Genomic DNA, 15,815 nt, shown 5'->3' with positions numbered 1-15,815 from the left:
CCACTACGGAATCGTACATCATGACGAGTAGATGCCCGCAGGTAGGAGGTGTCGGCAATGGGTGACGTATCTACATCCGACGACGAGGACGATCCCGACGCCGAGACCGACGGCGGCGTGCGCGCCTATACCGTCCGACTCGAACTCGTCGACGAGCCCGGTGAATTGCTTCGTGCGCTCGCACCGATCGCTGACAGCGGCGGCAATCTGCTAAGCATCCACCACGAACGTGGCAATATTACGCCTCGCGGACACATTCCCGTCGAGGTCGACCTCGAGTGCCCCCCCGACCGATTCGACGGCATCGTTCAGGCCCTGCGCGATGCCGGTGTCAACGTCATTCAGGCCGGCGAAGAACACTACGGCGAGGAAGTCAACGTCGTGCTGGTCGGTCACCTCGTCGAGACCGACCTCTCGAATACGCTCTCTCGGATCGAAGAGGAAGCCGACGCCGTCGTTCTCGATCTTTCGCTGGCCGCACCAGACGGGACAGCGGGTGTCGCGAGCGCCCGCGCTCGGCTCGCGATAGACTCTGGTCGGTCCGCGGAAGCGCTCGCAGCCATCCGCTCGATCGGGACGGACAAGGATCTGACCGTCGTCGAACCGTTGTTGGGAGGTGAGGCCTGATGCGTCTCGCGATTCTCGGCGCCGGTGACGTCGGCCGCTCGGTCACCGACCTCGCGGGCGAGTACGGCCACGAAGTCGTCGCTATCGCCGATTCGACCAGCGCAGCCGTCGACGCCGACGGCATCGCCGTCGCGGACGTCCTCGAGCGCAAGGCCGGCGGTGAAGCGCTCGGTATCCGCGATCCCGAGGCCGTCTTCGAAACGGAATACGACGTCCTCGTCGAGGCGACACCGACGACGCTCGACGACGCCGAGCCCGGCTTTTCACACGTTCGGCGCGCATTCGAGGCCGACCGTCACGTCGTCCTCGCGAACAAGGGCCCGGTGGCCGAGCGATATGCGGAACTCCGCGCGCTCGAGGCGGAAAGCGCCGGCTCGATCCGATTCGAGGCGACCGTCGGCGGTGCGATCCCGGTCCTCTCGACGATCGAGGACTGTACGCCACAGGCGGTCACCGCAGTTCGCGGAGTCTTGAACGGCACCGCGAACTTCATTCTCACTCGAATGGCCGCCGAGGGTCTCGACTACGAACACGTCCTCGCGGAGGCACAGGACCTGGGCGTCGCCGAGGCCGATCCGACGTTCGACGTCGACGGCACCGATGCCGCACTGAAGTTCGTTATCCTGGCCAACGTGCTGGCCGACGGCGGCTTCGAACTCGACGACGCGACGGTCGAAGGCATCCAGACCATCCCCGGCAGCGCGCTCGAGCTCGCCGCGGAGGACGGCCGTACGATCAGGCTCATCGGCGAAGCGACCCGCGACGGCGTTCGCGTCGCACCGCGACTCGTCGCCAAAAATGGCGCTCTCGCCGTGTCCGGCACCCGAAACATCGTCCAGATAGAGACCCGGAACGCCGGGTCGCTCCACTCGAGCGGTCGCGGTGCTGGAGGTCCGGAGACGGCGACCGCGGTGCTCTCGGATATCGGCCGTCTCCCGTCACTGTAACCCGTGCCCGTTCTTCCATTTTCCGCCGTCTTCCGTCCCTTCGTATCGATTTCGTATCCGATTCGGTCGTGTCGGCGCACCGAGCACTCAGCGGCCGTAACGCCGAGCGAGGAAGCGTCCACGAGCAGGCATCTACTCGAGTCACGTTGGGTCCACTCGCGCGACCGTCGCCCGAATTCCGTGCGGGCGATATCCGTCAGTCGGCCCTTCCCTGCCGTGTGAATACTAGGCAAACCGCAAGACGGCGGCGGGTTCTCCTGAATACGCTTTCGAAATGGTTTTAACCGCAACGGGCCAAGGACACCGATATAAGCGCCTCTGCGCGTGAGCTACAACAATGAGCGAACGACACCAGAACCTGGCCATCATCGGTCACGTTGACCACGGGAAGAGTACGCTCGTGGGACGACTCCTCTACGAGACAGGGAGCGTACCCGAGCACGTCATCGAACAGCACCGCGAGGAAGCCGAAGAGAAAGGCAAAGGCGGCTTCGAGTTCGCCTACGTCATGGACAACCTCGCCGAAGAGCGCGAACGCGGTGTCACCATCGACATCGCCCACCAGGAGTTCTCGACCGACGAGTACGACTTCACGATCGTCGACTGTCCTGGTCACCGTGACTTCGTCAAGAACATGATCACGGGCGCATCCCAGGCGGACAACGCCGTCCTCGTCGTCGCCGCTGACGACGGTGTCGCGCCCCAGACTCAGGAGCACGTCTTCCTGGCCCGCACCCTCGGTATCGACGAACTCATCATCGGCATCAACAAGATGGACATCGTCGACTACGAGGAGTCGACGTACGACGAGGTCGTCGACGAAGTCACCCAGCTACTCAAGCAGGTCCAGTTCAACACCGACGACGCGTCGTTCATCCCAATCTCGGCGTTCGAAGGCGACAACATCGCCGAGGAAAGCGACAACACGCCGTGGTACGACGGCGAAATCCTGCTCGAGGCACTGAACGACCTGCCGGAGCCGGAGCCGCCGACGGACGCGCCGCTGCGACTCCCGATCCAGGACGTCTACACGATTTCGGGTATCGGTACCGTCCCAGTCGGACGTATCGAGACCGGTGTCATGAACACGGGCGACAACGTCTCCTTCCAGCCCAGCGACGTGGGCGGCGAGGTCAAGACGATCGAGATGCACCACGAAGAGGTGCCCAAAGCCGAACCCGGTGACAACGTCGGATTCAACGTCCGCGGCATCGGCAAAGACGACATCCGCCGCGGTGACGTCTGTGGTCCTGCCGACGATCCGCCGAGCGTCGCCGAGACGTTCCAGGCCCAGATCGTCGTCATGCAGCACCCGTCCGTGATCACCGCCGGCTACACGCCGGTCTTCCACGCCCACACGGCGCAGGTCGCCTGTACGATCGAATCCATCGACAAGAAAATGGACCCCTCGAGCGGCGAGGTCGCCGAGGAGAACCCCGACTTCATCCAGTCGGGTGACGCTGCTGTGGTCACCATCCGACCGCAGAAGCCCCTCAGCATCGAGCCGTCCAGCGAGATTCCCGAACTCGGGAGCTTCGCCATCCGTGACATGGGTCAGACCATCGCGGCAGGTAAGGTCCTCGACGTCAACGAGAAATAAATGCAGCAAGCACGCGTTCGACTCGCGGGCACCAGTCCCGACGACCTGGACGACATCTGCGACGACGTCCGCGAGATCGCGAACAACACCGGCGTCAACCTGAGCGGTCCGATCCCGCTGCCGACGAAGACCCTCGAGGTGCCGACCCGGAAATCGCCCGACGGTGAGGGCACCGCAACGTGGGAGCACTGGGAGATGCGCGTCCACAAGCGCCTGATCGATCTGGACGCCGACGAACGCGCACTCCGACAGCTCATGCGCATTCAGGTGCCGAACGACGTCTCGATCGAGATCGTCCTCGAAGACTGAGACCCGTTCGATCGGACTCGAGTACGAAGAGGAGTTTTCGTCGTCTTGCGGTCGCGAGTGGTGATCCGTCAGCGACAGCTACGTCTGTCGACCGCCCCACAGCCACGCCACCGTCACGGTCACGGACATCAGTAGCCATATGCGCGGACCGTTCGATTTCTCGGCAGCATGGCCAGTCCGTGCCGGGATTTTTGTCGCTCCACGTCTCATCATCCGTATGGCGTGGCGCTCGCGGTCACGGTCACAGTCGAATTCCTACTTGCGGTCCGATTCGGGGCGAACCGACGGCTCGGACCCCGGGACAGGAAGCCCGATCCTCGAGTTGCTCGTCGTCTTCGTTCTCGTGTTCGTTATTCAGGGTCTCACCTATTTCGCGGGCGTGATGACTGGGCTATTCGTCCTCACATCGCCGTTGACCACCGATCCGTGGACAATCGTCACGAGCGTCTACGCCCACAACGGGCTCGGCCACCTCGTCTCGAACAGCCTCGCGCTGATCGTCTTCGGCTGGCCGGTCGCTCGAGCGACGACGCGGCTCCGCTTTCACGCCTTTTTTGTCGCGACCGGTTCGATCGCGGGCGTCTCCCAGGTCGTCGTCACCGGACTGTTCGTACCGAAATCGGGAGTTCTCGGTGCGAGCGGCGCCGTCTTCGCCCTGCTCGGTTACCTCGTCGCCTCGAATCGGCTCTCGACCGGCCTCGCTTCGATCGTCGACGTCCCGCGCTGGGTGTCGATACTGGCATTCGTCGTCCTCGCGATCGCTCTTACCTTCGCGACGGCCTCGCCGGGCGTTGCCCTGATCGCACACTTCACGGGCCTTCTCGTCGGTCTCCTCGCCGGCCGTGCCGGCGTCCTCGCCGTCTCATCTCGCAGTTCCAGCAATTGATTTTCGGGCTGAAGGCACCGACAAGACGTGGAGAACCGGACTGATACGGACTACTGTAAGTCATGACCGGTGCAACCGCAGGACGGTCGCGGTTGCACCGGTACATCGTTACAGCAGACCGTATGACTCGAGGTGGATTCGCCGGTCGGCGGATGAGTGGTGCGGTGTGTCGATCTGGTCCCGAAACACAAGCCTCAAATAGAAACCGTGGGTATGAACGTGCGAGGGCTCGTAGATCAGTGGCAGATCGCTTCCTTCGCAAGGAAGAGGCCCCGGGTTCAAATCCCGGCGAGTCCATAATTTTCGCCGCGAGCAAATTCGCGAGCGGCTCACATTATCGGCGACGCCCGGATTTGAAGCCCTGTAAGTCGCAGTCTGCGACGTGAGTGCATCGATCTAGCAGGAACGACTAGTTACGGGTTTGAAGCGCGAAGAGCGACGTCGCCGACGAGTCTGATCGAGATGGTATGAGTCGAACGCTGTCCCACTGGAAATCGGTGACGATCGACGCTGTGTCGTCGCAAAGCGAGTCGGGTGCCCCCCGTCGCCTTCACGTTCACGATGGCGGCTTGACTACTGTTTCGAGGGTTTGGCTTCGAATGCCCATGATACGTTGGGGGAGTGCTTTTCTCTCCGTGAGATATACTACCACTTATGGAGCCACCACTACGAAAGTCCAAGAACCGTCATAGACGGAGCCTGTTCGCCGAGGTCGAGTCCCTCCACAGGCGGCTCTCGAGGATTCAGGAGGACCAGGAACTCCTCCGGAATACGCTCTCTGGGCTGGCACATGAATCCGATATCTCCATCGGCAGCCCGTGCCCGAAATGTGGCCAGTCGTATATGCTCATCAAGAAGGGACTGATGTCGTGCCCGTCGTGTAAGAATCGCCTCTCGATATAGCGTGGTCGCGGGGGTGCTGGGGAACAACGATATTGTGGTGTGGCATGGGATCCGTTTTCCGTAACCCGGTCCTCGCCCCGTCGTGTCAATTGAGAACGATCCGAATCTGGGCAAACCGATCGTTTCAGGTGGTATCGACAGATTCTGATAGTGATTGGCGTACGTTTTCATACTGTCTCACGTGGCAAAGTGCGGTCATAATGGAATCACAGTGACCGATGTAGGGGGTGCATCGATTATGGCATCTACACCCACTCTGATACGTCTCTATAGGGATCAGCACTCTGGTTCATATCTTCACGGTGCGTAGAGACGGGTATGACCGGATGGGGAAAGAAGCTGGCTGATGTCGATGAGGAGCAGTTGCGCCAGCAACTGCGCACGGAAACTGATCCAAAGGCAGTCAAACGTCTGACCGTTGCACTGCTCTACGCCGATGGCTCTTCTCCATACGAGATCGAACGTCTCCTTGGGATCCCCGCACAGACCGTTTACGACTGGATCGACACTGTCGCCGAGCGCGAGGGCGTCGCGCTCGGCGACCTCCCTCGTGGCGGGAGCCGTCCTCGCCTTACCGACGACCAGTGGGACGAACTGACGGCGACGCTTCAGGCGCCGCCGTCAGAAGCTGGCATCGACGCACCAGCCTGGAGACCATCCCTCGTCCGTGAATACATCGCCGAGAACTTCGGCGTTAAGTATTCTCTCGCGCACATGTACCGCCTGATGAAAAAGGCGGGCTGTCGGTCCAGACAGCCCGGCCGATTCACTACCAGGCTGACCCAGAAGAACAGCGACGCTGGCGTGCGGAGTTCAAAAAAAGTGGCCGACGCTGAAGGCTGAAGGGTATCGAATCGTCGCCATCGACCAACACACGCAGAAAGTCGCAACCGAGCAAAAACCCGATTGGTTCCCGGTGAATTCGCGCCCGAGACTGCCGGTCTCGGGCGCTCGTGAGAAGGTGAACATGCTCGGAGCAGTCACCGACGACCGTGAGCGCTTTGTTGCTCTGACGTCGAATCGGTTCAACGCTGAAATCGCAAAGCACTTTCTTCGGGCGATACAGCACGAGTTCGGCAAGAAGCTCGCCATTGTCTTGGACAATGCGAGCTACTTCATCGCGAAGACGCTGAAGAAGCAGGCCGCCGCAGACGGCCTGCTTCTGGAATTCTTGCCGGCGCATTCGCCGGAAATGAACCCGCTCGAAAACTGTTGGCGACAGCTCCGTGAGGGCCGAGCCAACCACCTCTTTCGAACACTCGATGACGTCAACGAATATCTCTCAATGGCTTTGCCAGCACTCAACTCACCGCAAATCTATGAGTATCTCTGCTAATCACTATAGCAAAAGCGCGTCTGGATTCCCGTCTGAGAGGTACGCTTTTGGCAACTGATTTTCTATTGTCAAATATGGGTTATACTCACGGTAATCCCGATCATTCCGGTCACCTCCACCATATCGAACTTTGCACATCTGACCTTGATGCGTCGGTTGATTTTTGGAAGTGGTTACTAGGTGAACTCGGTTACGAGCCGAAGAACGAATGGGACGGTGGTCGATACTGGATCAAAGGCTCAACGTATCTCGTTCTCAAACGAGCAACTAACTCTGGTTCCTTCGACCGGCAGTCGGCAGGATTGAATCATCTCGCATTCCATGCACGTTCCCACAAACAGGTGGATGAACTGACCGACAGTATCCGTGAACGAGACGATTCTACCGTTCTTTACGACGAGAAACATCCCTATGCTGGTGGCTATTACGCACTCTATTGTGAAGACCCGGAAGGAATTAAGGTGGAAATCGTTGGGCCTGAATAGACCGCTTCATACTTCCCTTGCACTTGGCGCTTTGATTCAATTGTGGACAGTTCATAGGACCGATTCGCGCGTTGTCTCTCGCACGCCAGACCATTACGGAAGATAGGTCCGATCGGAACAGGACCGATCTTGCCCGTTGACCTCGTTGCGCCGCGCTACGTCGCGGCCACGACGCGAAGTCGTCGGTAATCCGCGGTCCACGTACCATCCTCCAGATAGTCCTCGCGGAGGCGGTCCTCAACCCCCGAAATCACCGATTGCCGTTCGTCAGCGGGAATGGGAGAGAGGAGACTATCACCGAACATCTCGAGCCAGTCAGCGAGTCCGTCCGTCCCGTTCTCGAGTTTGGTCGGCCGGTCGAAGAGCGTCGCGTACCGCGTTTCGAGCCCGTGTAATTCCAGTTTCGAGGCGTAGTCGCCGACGCTCGGGAAGTACCACGGGCCCTCGACCCCGTAGCCGCGTTCGGCCGCTTCGATACGAACTGCGTCGACGATTGCAGCGACGTTTCCCGCCCCGCCGAGTTCGGCGACGAACCGGCCACCGGGACCGAGCGCGTCGGCGACCGATTCTAGAACGGCGTCCTGGTCCGGTATCCAGTGGAGTACTGCGTTGGAGAACACTGCGTCGAACGGCTCGTCGAACGAGAAGTCGCGGGCGTCCTCGCGAACGAATTCGCACTCGGGATAGCTATCGCGAGCGTTCGAAATCATCGCTTTCGAAGCGTCGAGACCGACCGTATTCGCTCCCGAATCGGATATCCGTGCTGTAAGATGGCCGGTCCCACAACCCAGGTCGAGTATCCGTTCTCCCCGTTCGGGCTCCAGGAGATCAACGACGCCCTCACCGTACTCGAAGACGAAGGAGTGGCCCTCGTCGTAACTCTCTGTATCCCATTCGTTAGTCGACTCCTCGTCCGGGTCGGTCATGTGGGCCGCGTACTCTGCGGGGTTACTTCTACCTGCCCAAATGAGAGAGTCGTGTTCGGTCCCGGTCGATTCACAGCCAGAGACGTGTTCGGTCGCATCGTCGCCGCCGTCGCGATACTGCACCCGATCGTCTCGGATCACGAATTCCTTCCGGGGGAACTCGCCGAGAACGGAATGCGACGGGGGTTCTCAACGCCGATTCTCGAGGAAGCGATTGTACAACGAGGCGACGATGTATCCGCTGGTAAACGCGTCGACGAACGCCCAGGCGGCCCCGATAGTGAGTCCAGGTAGCGATTCGCTGAAACCGCGATACATGTCTGCGAGAAGCCGCTCCCACCGTTTGCCCCATCCGAATCGGGCCGTGACACCGAGGAGTGCCACCCCGCTGGCCCAGAAGAGTCCACACGCCAGACCGAGCGCCTCTGGTTCGAGTGGCGTTGATTCGTGGCCCACTGTCGGTTCGGAAATCGGTTCCGCCATCTGTTGTTCTGTTTCTTGACTCATGGGTGATCACTCCGTTTACATTCGGCCCGACAGAACGGTGCCGACCGACGTACACTGGCGTACGATGGTACCCGTAATAAACCCGTGACGATACTGCCGCTCACAATACTGATCGAAGAACGGTCTGCTCTAGTGATCGAACCGCACAATCGATCCGACTGCCAGGATCAGTCCACGGTAGCCGTGGCTCGTCGGCGCGGTTGCTGCTCGAGCATGCGACTCGTGTCTCCGAACGTCACAGCCACGGCGATTCGTCGGGAGTAGTCGATATTGGTGATCACGAAAATACAATCCCAAAAATTCGGTCGATCGGACCGTCGTATCGTTCCGGTCAGTCAAATGGCCGTCTGAATAACGGTTTCCGTGCCTTCGCCAGTAACCGCGACAATATTATCGCCGTCTGCGCAGGTGAACGTTTCGCCAACAGCTCCAGCCGAACCACCTCCATTCGAACATCTGACCGTGTCTGTATTCTCGCCGAGTTGTGTAATCGTCACTTCGTGTGGGGTGGCAGTTTGATTGACCGTAACGCCGGCCTGAGCCGGAGCGCTCTGATTGCTCCCCATGTCCAGTACGAATGCTGCAATCACGGCTGCGAGAATCACTGTAATTGCAACCATCAGGATAACACCAATAACGGGTGAGACGGCACGTTCGTCGGCTGATCCTCCCAGTTTCCACTGGATCGATTTTCCATTCATGGTATTGCCACACCGGTCGCGAACGACGAGGATCAGTCCATGCTCTCGTTGTTCCGGATTGGACGGTTCGTCGGATGTGCGTCGACTCGCACTCGGTTCCTCGAGTTCGCTCACCGATGCTAATAATTATACCTACACATAACAGTATAAATTTATACAATCCAAAATTAAATTTTCCGGTTCGGAAAGGGGGTGGTCACTCAATGGTCGCTATTCCGATCCCAGTGACTGGCCGACGGGTTCCTGACCTTGGGCCGCTGTTTACCCTCGGAATGCTATTTAAAGTGTAGCGATCGATCCGTCGAACGTATTTTCGAACTGGCAGGATACGCAATTCGAGGGTGGCGTTCGGTGGCTGTGCCATTCATTGGCAGCGCGATTGCTCACACGGGCGGACCGACGACTACGAAAGGTCTCTTCACTCGGGTCGGTCGGTCGCCTGGATTTCGATGCGGCCGGCACTAAAGACGGATATCGACCATTGCTGATACTGAAAGCTGATTCGTATGTCTCGAGCGCCCGCGTCGTACCGCGTGGTCCGTACGAGCCGATCGAGTCCCTGTGGGTCGATTGCCCCATAGAGCGGGGGAAGGTCGGTCGCGTCGCTCGCGGTGATCTCCTCGAGCGCGGAGATGACGGCCACGCTCGGCGAAATCGTCTGCGGATCGTATCGAATGCGGTAGGTGTTCGTCTCGACGTCGAATTCGATCGGTCCAACTCTTTTACTCATTGGCTTCGTCATCGATAACGTGTTTCCCGAAGTGATCGAACGGCTGCTTGTATGAGCTCTTGAGTATTTTCGAGTTGACAATTTCGAGCCCGAGATCACAGAGTTCGTCGCTAATTCGGGCGATATCGTCGGTTTCTGTTCCGACGGCTTCGACCTGAACGTTCTCTTTTCCGTTGAGGACCTCCTGGATCGTAACGACGCCGCTGACGTTGCGTGCTGCCACTGCCAACTGCTCGCGTTGCGGATTCGGTGCCGTACAGATAAAGAGGACGTGTAGTTGCAGTCCAGCTTTGTCGTAGTCGACGACCGGGTGATATCCGGAGATGATTCCCTCCGATTCGAGTTGTTCGATTCGGTTTCGCACCGTGCTGGCCGACACCCCGATTCGGTCGGCCATCTCCCTGGTAGTAATTCGCCGTGCATCCCGTTGGAGTAGATACAGGACGGCTTTGTTCGTCTCGTCTAGATCCATTCTCGATTTCGCAAATGACTGCCCTCTTCTTGTCTTTTTCGTACCTTAAATCAGAATAAATGTTGATATCGGAACATAGGGCACGAAACGGACATTTTCCGATATCGCGATTGTGGAATAAGCAATTCGTCTCACCCCGGCTCCGACAGAGACCGGTCGTCGGTGGTCGGTCACCGTCTCGAACGCTCCACGGACGCGATGACAGCATCGGTTTTGCACCGCCCCGCGGGCGGTCCGACAGTGACATCCAGATCACGGTCGAACAACCGGTGCGACCGTTCGAATACGGCAGATGACGCGTCGCGAGTACGGTTCCATCTCGGCCAGATGACCCGCTCGTCGAGTCGATGTGCTGGCACACCACGACACGTATCCGAATCGGCCGCGTTGCATACGACATGACAGCCGCGATCGTTGCGCTCCGTGACCGACTTCTCGTCTGTACCGGCGAGGGATCCGACCCCGACGAGTGGACGACAGAAACCAGACTCGAGGAAGACAACCTTGAGTGTGTCGCCGCCAGTCCCGACGCACCGAACCGCGTCTTCGTCGGAACCTTCGAGCGGGGGCTCGTTCGAAGTAGCGACGGCGGCGAGACGTTCGAGCGTCTCGGACCGGAGTTCGGCGCAGTGGACCTGCCGCCCGATCCGACGGCCGGGGCGGGCGCGAACGAGACCGGGCGCGAGGACGATGCCGTCATGGCGGTGACGATCAGTCCGCACGACCCGCGAGTCGTCTACGCCGGGACCGAACCGAGTCGGATCTACAGGTCGAGCGACGGCGGCGACTCCTGGTCTCAGCTCGAGGGCTTGACCGACCTCCCGTCGGCCGGCGAGTGGTTCTTCCCGCCGCGGCCGTACACGCACCACGTTCGCTGGCTCTCGGTCGATCCGTTCGATCCCGAGCGACTCTACGTCGGAATCGAAGCCGGTGCGTTCGTCTACACGCCCGACGGCGGCGAAACCTGGCACGAGCGACCCCCAAATTCCCGTCGGGATAATCACTCCCTCGCGACCCATCCGAAGAAAGACGGTCGAGTCTACGCTGCGGCCGGCGACGGCTACGCCGAGAGCGACGACGGTGGTCGGTCGTGGCGACGGCCGCAGGACGGCCTCGAGCACCGATACTGCTGGTCGGTCGCTCCCGACCCCGGAGATCCGGACCGCGTCTTGCTCTCGAGCGCGCATGGTCCACGGACGGCTCATACCGCGAGCAGGGCTGATTCGTACGTGTATCGGAAACGCGGCGACTCGTGGCAACGGCTCGAGGATCGTGGTCTCCCGACCGGCGACGGGGTCGTCCGGACTGTGTTCGCGACCACCGGTGAGCCGGAAATCGTCTACGCCGTCAACAACCGCGGGGTGTTCCGTACTCCTGATTTCGGCGACTCGTGGAGTCGCCTGGCTATCGACTGGGAAAGCGAACTCGAGGCCCAGACGCCGCGCGGGCTGACGACCGTCTGAGGGCGATCGGTCGTCGCTTTCGGACATCGATACCCGTCTCTCCACTCTTTCCAGAGGATTTCGTCGGGTTCTGACTTGCTCGGTGAGGAGCAAACCGGCGAGACGGATCGGTGCTGACATAGCGACAGTATCGGACGGCGTGGACCGATCGATTCCGTCCCGCGATAATTGTGCACGTCCGAACGGTTGCACCATCGTTAGCTGAGAAATAAGGTTAAATCCGTCCGTCGATGTCGGCTACGGAGTAACAGATCGTTGCTCCGCGAACCGTATGACAACTGCGACAACCACCACCAACGACGAATGAAACGAACCCGACGCGGGATACTCTATACCGCAACAGGAGTCACTGGATACACCGTTACTACAGCTGCTGTATCAGCAGAAGGACAGACGCTTGACAGCCCTGAACGGTTCTGCCCACGAACCGATCGTGACGAACCGCCTGCACCAGCGGACCGCGCGACGGAACCCCGATCACGGGGGCCGGTCGCGGACATCGGGGCGAGCGAAACGACCGTCGAAGCCGGCACCGAGGTCACCTTCGACGCGACTGGCACCACGGGTGACATCGAGGTGTACGCGTGGGAGTTCGGCGATGCGACCGATCCGATATCGACGACGGACGACCACGTCGCTCACACGTACGCGGAGCCGGGAGAGTACACCACCGTGCTCGCCGTTCGTGACGTACACGGTGAGTACGACAAGGATTCGATTTCTCTCACCGTCTCCGACGTCACCGAGACGGACACGAGCGACTCGAGCGACTCGACGTACAGTGCGCAGGTCGAAGCCGCGATCCACGACGAGGTGAACGCGGTCCGCGCTCGAGAGGGACTGGATCGGATCGCGTTCGACGAGCAAGTCGCCCAGGTGGCTCGCGGACATAGCAGAGATATGGCCGAGAACGACTTCTTCAGCCACGTGACACCCGACGGCGAAACCGTCCGTGACCGATTCGAAGATGCGGGCCTCGTCTGCAAGTCGATGGCCGAAAACATCCTCTATCGGCCCGCCACAGCGGACCCGGTGACCGCGGCGAAAGCGTGCGTCGAGAGCTGGATGGGGAGTAGCGGGCACCGTCGAAACATACTCGACGAGCGGTGGGACAGCGAAGGACTCGGCGTCGTCGTCGACGAAGCCGGCCGGCTCTATGCGACGCAGAACTTCGACCTCGGGTGCTAACCGACCGCAATTGGTGAGGTTGTGAGACGATCGGACCGGTATCGGTTCGCGGCACGTGGGGGTTGCACTCCAATATTTTTGCGTGGACGCCGTCACGATCCGATATCTCGACGTCGCAGTCGATTTTTGGCGGAGACACCGTCGCGGTCGGCGTCTCACGAGTCGTTGTCACGCACACGCCGACGGAGTTCGCTGACGGACAGTTCTTCGGTCCTCGGGACGGAACGACTCGCGTGATGGCAGCCGCGAGGTGAATCCACAGCTCTCCGTCGGAATCGGCCCGTTCGATCACGAGAACGGTATCGCCATTCACGCATCCTCGAGCGACTCGATTTGCGGCCGAGCGGGCGACGAGCGCCGTCTGCGAGCGGGTGGTCGCTTCGAAATCCTTTTAGGCGCTACACGGGGATAGTAGGGTAACTGAGTGATATCATGGACGTCAACATCATCTCCGAGGAGGAGAACCCCATGTTGCATCGAACCGACGTGACCTTCGAACTGGTCCACGAGGACGCCACGCCCTCTCGTCTGCAGGTTCGCGACAGCCTCGCCGCGAAACTGAACAAGGATGCCGACGAGGTCGTCATCCGCAAACTTGGCACCAAGTTCGGAATGCGAAAGACCGTCGGACAGGCCAAGGTCTACGACACCGCCGACTTCGCCCGTGAGGTCGAACAGGACCACATGCTCGAGCGAAACAAGATCGGCGCCGAAGACGCGGACGAGTCGGAGGCGGAAGCCGAGGCCGAGGCGGAGCAAGCATAGATGGCGCGCTACGATCTCTACGCCGACGACGGCAGTACCGAAGGCGAACTCTGTCCCCGCTGTGGCGATGTCTTCTTGGCGGACCACGGCGACCGCAAACACTGCGGGAAGTGCAGCTACACCGAGTGGGAATAACGGTGTTGTGCTGACCGCAAACGAGGCACGGTAGACCCGGACGCGAGGAGAATCGACCCGTAACCGCCGATTCAAGGAGACACTGACTGTTTCCCAGCGTAACCGAAATCGTTCCCACCCGTGACGACTACCGCTCGTATCCTGGGGATCGAAGGGACTGCCTGGGCCGCCAGTGCGGCCCTTTTCGACGCCGAGTGCGACGACGTCTTCATCGAGACCGATGCCTACCAGCCCGAAAGCGGCGGGATTCACCCTCGTGAGGCTGCCGAACATATGCACGATGCCATTCCGGCGGTCGTCGAACGGGCCCTCGAGTACGCTCGCGAGACGCACGACGGCCCGGCGACGGCGTCCCCAGTCGACGCGGTCGCGTTTTCGCGCGGTCCCGGTCTGGGCCCCTGTCTGCGCGTCGTCGGTACCGCCGCCCGGGCGCTGAGCCAGGTCCTCGAGGTGCCACTAGTCGGCGTGAACCACATGGTCGCCCATCTCGAGATCGGTCGCCACACGTCCGGGTTCGAGGCACCGGTCTGTCTCAACGCGAGTGGCGCGAACGCACACCTGCTGGCCTACCGCAACGGGCGCTACCGGGTCCTCGGGGAGACGATGGACACGGGCGTCGGGAACGCGATCGACAAGTTCACACGTCACGTCGGCTGGTCCCATCCCGGCGGCCCGAAGGTCGAGGTGGCCGCGAAAGACGGCGAATACGTCGACCTCCCGTACGTCGTCAAGGGGATGGACTTCTCGTTTTCCGGGATCATGAGCGCCGCAAAGCAGGCGTCCGATGACGGAGTGCCGGTCGAGGACATCTGCGATTCGCTCCAAGAGAACATCTTCGGGATGCTGACCGAAGTCTCCGAGCGAGCCCTGTCACTGACCGGGAGCGACGAACTCGTCCTCGGCGGCGGCGTCGGGCAGAACGCACGCCTTCGGGAGATGCTGTCGGCGATGTGCGACCAGCGGGGCGCACAGTTCCACGCACCTGATCCCCGGTTTCTGCGGGATAACGCGGGAATGATCGCCGTCCTCGGCGCGAAGATGTACGACGCAGGCGATACACTCGCGCTCGAGGAATCGCGAGTCGACCCCGATTTCCGCCCGGATCAGGTTCCGGTGACGTGGCGGACGGACGAGCCCGAACTCGAAGTCGGGCGTGGCGTCGACGAGATGCACGTTCGCGGCGCCGAAGCACTCGTCGATATCGATCGAGAAGCGGGCCGCGTGACCAAGCGCCGCAAGCCAAAGCACTATCGAGCCCCTCGACTCGACGACCGCCTCCGCAGGGAGCGGACGACGCTGGAGGCCCGTCTCACCAGTCTGGCCCGCCGCGAAGGGGTCCCGACGCCGGTCCTGTCCGACGTCGATCCCCACGAGGCGCGCCTCGAGTTCGAATACGTCGGTGACCGCGACCTGCGGGACGGGCTTTCCGCCGAGCGAGTTCGCGAGGTTGGCCGGCACCTCGCGCGCCTCCACGCTGCGGGATTCGTCCACGGCGATCCGACGACTCGAAACGTCCGCGTGGGCCGCCCGGACGGCGACGAGGCCTGCACTGATCGTGAGGCTCGTGTCGGCGAGCAGGACGGAGCGGCAGTGGAAAGCGAGCGTACCGGTGAACGGACGTACCTCATCGACTTCGGTCTCGGCTACCACACCGACCACGTCGAGGATTACGCGATGGATTTGCACGTCTTCGACCAGAGCCTCGTCGGCACAGCCGACGACCCCGATCCGCTCCGCGAGGCAGTCCGTTCGGGGTACCGCGAGACCGGCGACGGACGGGTCCTCGAGCGCTTGCGGGCCGTCGAGGAACGCGGTCGGTACCAATCGTGAGTCAC

At 61.0% G+C, this 15,815-nt stretch carries 19 protein-coding genes and 1 tRNA gene; 15 read left to right on the top strand and 5 right to left on the bottom strand.

The genetic code is table 11. The features are described from left to right. Positions 1 to 57: 57 nt before the first annotated feature. From NJU76_RS04465 to NJU76_RS04420, 10 genes are all read left to right on the top strand, one after another. Complete coding sequence (locus NJU76_RS04465; RefSeq protein ID WP_254531578.1) at positions 58 to 627, top strand: amino acid-binding protein; 570 nt, start codon at positions 58 to 60, stop codon at positions 625 to 627. Then, positions 627 to 1,574: a homoserine dehydrogenase gene (locus tag NJU76_RS04460; protein WP_254531577.1), complete on the top strand. Its 948-nt coding sequence runs from the start codon at positions 627 to 629 to the stop codon at positions 1,572 to 1,574. Before NJU76_RS04465 ends, NJU76_RS04460 begins: the two co-directional genes overlap by 1 nt. Positions 1,575 to 1,911: 337 nt before the next feature. Then, entirely contained in the window at positions 1,912 to 3,174 is a 1,263-nt protein-coding gene (gene tuf, locus NJU76_RS04455) for a translation elongation factor EF-1 subunit alpha (RefSeq protein WP_254531576.1), read from the top strand. After that, entirely contained in the window at positions 3,175 to 3,483 is a 309-nt protein-coding gene (rpsJ, locus tag NJU76_RS04450) for a 30S ribosomal protein S10 (protein ID WP_004215311.1), read from the top strand. Positions 3,484 to 3,700: 217 nt separating this feature from the next. After that, positions 3,701 to 4,369 carry a rhomboid family intramembrane serine protease gene (locus NJU76_RS04445; protein ID WP_254531575.1) on the top strand — a complete coding sequence of 223 codons (669 nt, stop codon included), beginning with the start codon at positions 3,701 to 3,703 and terminating at the stop codon, positions 4,367 to 4,369. 225 nt (positions 4,370 to 4,594) lie between these two features. Continuing rightward, positions 4,595 to 4,666, top strand: a tRNA-Ala gene (locus tag NJU76_RS04440). Positions 4,667 to 5,023: 357 nt separating this feature from the next. Then, complete coding sequence (locus NJU76_RS04435) at positions 5,024 to 5,272, top strand: hypothetical protein (protein ID WP_254531574.1); 249 nt, start codon at positions 5,024 to 5,026, stop codon at positions 5,270 to 5,272. 318 nt (positions 5,273 to 5,590) lie between these two features. Continuing rightward, positions 5,591 to 6,115, top strand: coding sequence for a helix-turn-helix domain-containing protein (locus tag NJU76_RS04430; protein WP_254531573.1), 525 nt, complete (start codon positions 5,591 to 5,593; stop codon positions 6,113 to 6,115). Next, a complete protein-coding gene (locus NJU76_RS04425; RefSeq protein ID WP_340681236.1) occupies positions 6,072 to 6,608 on the top strand; it encodes an IS630 family transposase in 537 nt (178 codons plus the stop codon). The genes NJU76_RS04430 and NJU76_RS04425 overlap by 44 nt, the downstream gene beginning before the upstream one ends. A gap of 74 nt (positions 6,609 to 6,682) precedes the next feature. Next, positions 6,683 to 7,093 carry a VOC family protein gene (locus NJU76_RS04420; protein WP_254531572.1) on the top strand — a complete coding sequence of 137 codons (411 nt, stop codon included), beginning with the start codon at positions 6,683 to 6,685 and terminating at the stop codon, positions 7,091 to 7,093. A gap of 155 nt (positions 7,094 to 7,248) precedes the next feature. Here NJU76_RS04420 and NJU76_RS04415 read toward each other — a convergent pair whose 3' ends face one another. The 5 genes from NJU76_RS04415 to NJU76_RS04395 form a co-directional block, all read right to left on the bottom strand. Then, positions 7,249 to 8,019 carry a class I SAM-dependent methyltransferase gene (locus tag NJU76_RS04415; protein WP_254532572.1) on the bottom strand — a complete coding sequence of 257 codons (771 nt, stop codon included), beginning with the start codon at positions 8,017 to 8,019 and terminating at the stop codon, positions 7,249 to 7,251. A gap of 189 nt (positions 8,020 to 8,208) precedes the next feature. Then, positions 8,209 to 8,526 (bottom strand): bacteriophage holin, encoded by a 318-nt coding sequence (locus tag NJU76_RS04410; protein WP_254531571.1) that lies wholly within the window; start codon positions 8,524 to 8,526, stop codon positions 8,209 to 8,211. A 335-nt stretch (positions 8,527 to 8,861) separates the two neighbouring features. Then, the gene (locus NJU76_RS04405) at positions 8,862 to 9,227 is read right to left on the bottom strand and encodes a type IV pilin domain-containing protein (protein WP_254531570.1); all 366 of its coding nucleotides are present in this window, start codon (positions 9,225 to 9,227) and stop codon (positions 8,862 to 8,864) included. Between the two features lie 418 nt (positions 9,228 to 9,645). Next, on the bottom strand, positions 9,646 to 9,957 hold the full coding sequence (locus NJU76_RS04400) for a HalOD1 output domain-containing protein (RefSeq protein WP_254531568.1): 312 nt from the start codon (positions 9,955 to 9,957) through the stop codon (positions 9,646 to 9,648). Beyond that, positions 9,950 to 10,429: an Lrp/AsnC family transcriptional regulator gene (locus NJU76_RS04395; RefSeq protein ID WP_254531567.1), complete on the bottom strand. Its 480-nt coding sequence runs from the start codon at positions 10,427 to 10,429 to the stop codon at positions 9,950 to 9,952. Before NJU76_RS04395 ends, NJU76_RS04400 begins: the two co-directional genes overlap by 8 nt. Before the next feature lie 398 nt (positions 10,430 to 10,827). Here NJU76_RS04395 and NJU76_RS04390 point away from each other — a divergent pair, with 398 nt between their 5' ends. From NJU76_RS04390 to NJU76_RS04370, 5 genes are all read left to right on the top strand, one after another. Next, entirely contained in the window at positions 10,828 to 11,892 is a 1,065-nt protein-coding gene (locus NJU76_RS04390; protein ID WP_254531566.1) for a WD40/YVTN/BNR-like repeat-containing protein, read from the top strand. Between the two features lie 303 nt (positions 11,893 to 12,195). Further along, complete coding sequence (locus tag NJU76_RS04385) at positions 12,196 to 13,080, top strand: CAP domain-containing protein (protein WP_254531565.1); 885 nt, start codon at positions 12,196 to 12,198, stop codon at positions 13,078 to 13,080. A 432-nt stretch (positions 13,081 to 13,512) separates the two neighbouring features. Continuing rightward, a complete protein-coding gene (locus NJU76_RS04380) occupies positions 13,513 to 13,845 on the top strand; it encodes a 30S ribosomal protein S24e (protein WP_254531563.1) in 333 nt (110 codons plus the stop codon). Next, positions 13,846 to 13,980 (top strand): 30S ribosomal protein S27ae, encoded by a 135-nt coding sequence (locus tag NJU76_RS04375; protein WP_254531562.1) that lies wholly within the window; start codon positions 13,846 to 13,848, stop codon positions 13,978 to 13,980. It abuts the gene before it with no gap. A 120-nt stretch (positions 13,981 to 14,100) separates the two neighbouring features. Further along, positions 14,101 to 15,810, top strand: a complete 1,710-nt coding sequence (locus NJU76_RS04370; protein ID WP_254531561.1) for a bifunctional N(6)-L-threonylcarbamoyladenine synthase/serine/threonine protein kinase — start codon at positions 14,101 to 14,103, stop codon at positions 15,808 to 15,810. Positions 15,811 to 15,815: the final 5 nt, after the last annotated feature.

This window comes from Natrinema gelatinilyticum (assembly GCF_024266705.1).
In the GTDB taxonomy this organism is placed as follows: Archaea; Halobacteriota; Halobacteria; order Halobacteriales; family Natrialbaceae; genus Natrinema; species Natrinema gelatinilyticum.
Note: the sequence above shows the minus strand (reverse complement) of the source record. Positions and strands in the feature narration are given on the sequence as shown.

What these genes read in the sequence shown, in the direction of transcription:
- NJU76_RS04465 (WP_254531578.1), top strand. Translation starts at nt 58, where the DNA reads ATGGGTGACGTATCTACATCCGACGACGAGGACGATCCCGACGCCGAG.
- NJU76_RS04460 (WP_254531577.1), top strand. Translation starts at nt 627, where the DNA reads ATGCGTCTCGCGATTCTCGGCGCCGGTGACGTCGGCCGCTCGGTCACC.
- tuf (WP_254531576.1), top strand. Translation starts at nt 1,912, where the DNA reads ATGAGCGAACGACACCAGAACCTGGCCATCATCGGTCACGTTGACCAC.
- rpsJ (WP_004215311.1), top strand. Translation starts at nt 3,175, where the DNA reads ATGCAGCAAGCACGCGTTCGACTCGCGGGCACCAGTCCCGACGACCTG.
- NJU76_RS04445 (WP_254531575.1), top strand. Translation starts at nt 3,701, where the DNA reads ATGGCGTGGCGCTCGCGGTCACGGTCACAGTCGAATTCCTACTTGCGG.
- NJU76_RS04435 (WP_254531574.1), top strand. Translation starts at nt 5,024, where the DNA reads ATGGAGCCACCACTACGAAAGTCCAAGAACCGTCATAGACGGAGCCTG.
- NJU76_RS04430 (WP_254531573.1), top strand. Translation starts at nt 5,591, where the DNA reads ATGACCGGATGGGGAAAGAAGCTGGCTGATGTCGATGAGGAGCAGTTG.
- NJU76_RS04420 (WP_254531572.1), top strand. Translation starts at nt 6,683, where the DNA reads ATGGGTTATACTCACGGTAATCCCGATCATTCCGGTCACCTCCACCAT.
- NJU76_RS04415 (WP_254532572.1), bottom strand. Translation starts at nt 8,019, where the DNA reads ATGACCGACCCGGACGAGGAGTCGACTAACGAATGGGATACAGAGAGT.
- NJU76_RS04410 (WP_254531571.1), bottom strand. Translation starts at nt 8,526, where the DNA reads ATGAGTCAAGAAACAGAACAACAGATGGCGGAACCGATTTCCGAACCG.
- NJU76_RS04405 (WP_254531570.1), bottom strand. Translation starts at nt 9,227, where the DNA reads ATGAATGGAAAATCGATCCAGTGGAAACTGGGAGGATCAGCCGACGAA.
- NJU76_RS04400 (WP_254531568.1), bottom strand. Translation starts at nt 9,957, where the DNA reads ATGAGTAAAAGAGTTGGACCGATCGAATTCGACGTCGAGACGAACACC.
- NJU76_RS04395 (WP_254531567.1), bottom strand. Translation starts at nt 10,429, where the DNA reads ATGGATCTAGACGAGACGAACAAAGCCGTCCTGTATCTACTCCAACGG.
- NJU76_RS04390 (WP_254531566.1), top strand. Translation starts at nt 10,828, where the DNA reads ATGACAGCCGCGATCGTTGCGCTCCGTGACCGACTTCTCGTCTGTACC.
- NJU76_RS04385 (WP_254531565.1), top strand. Translation starts at nt 12,196, where the DNA reads ATGAAACGAACCCGACGCGGGATACTCTATACCGCAACAGGAGTCACT.
- NJU76_RS04380 (WP_254531563.1), top strand. Translation starts at nt 13,513, where the DNA reads ATGGACGTCAACATCATCTCCGAGGAGGAGAACCCCATGTTGCATCGA.
- NJU76_RS04375 (WP_254531562.1), top strand. Translation starts at nt 13,846, where the DNA reads ATGGCGCGCTACGATCTCTACGCCGACGACGGCAGTACCGAAGGCGAA.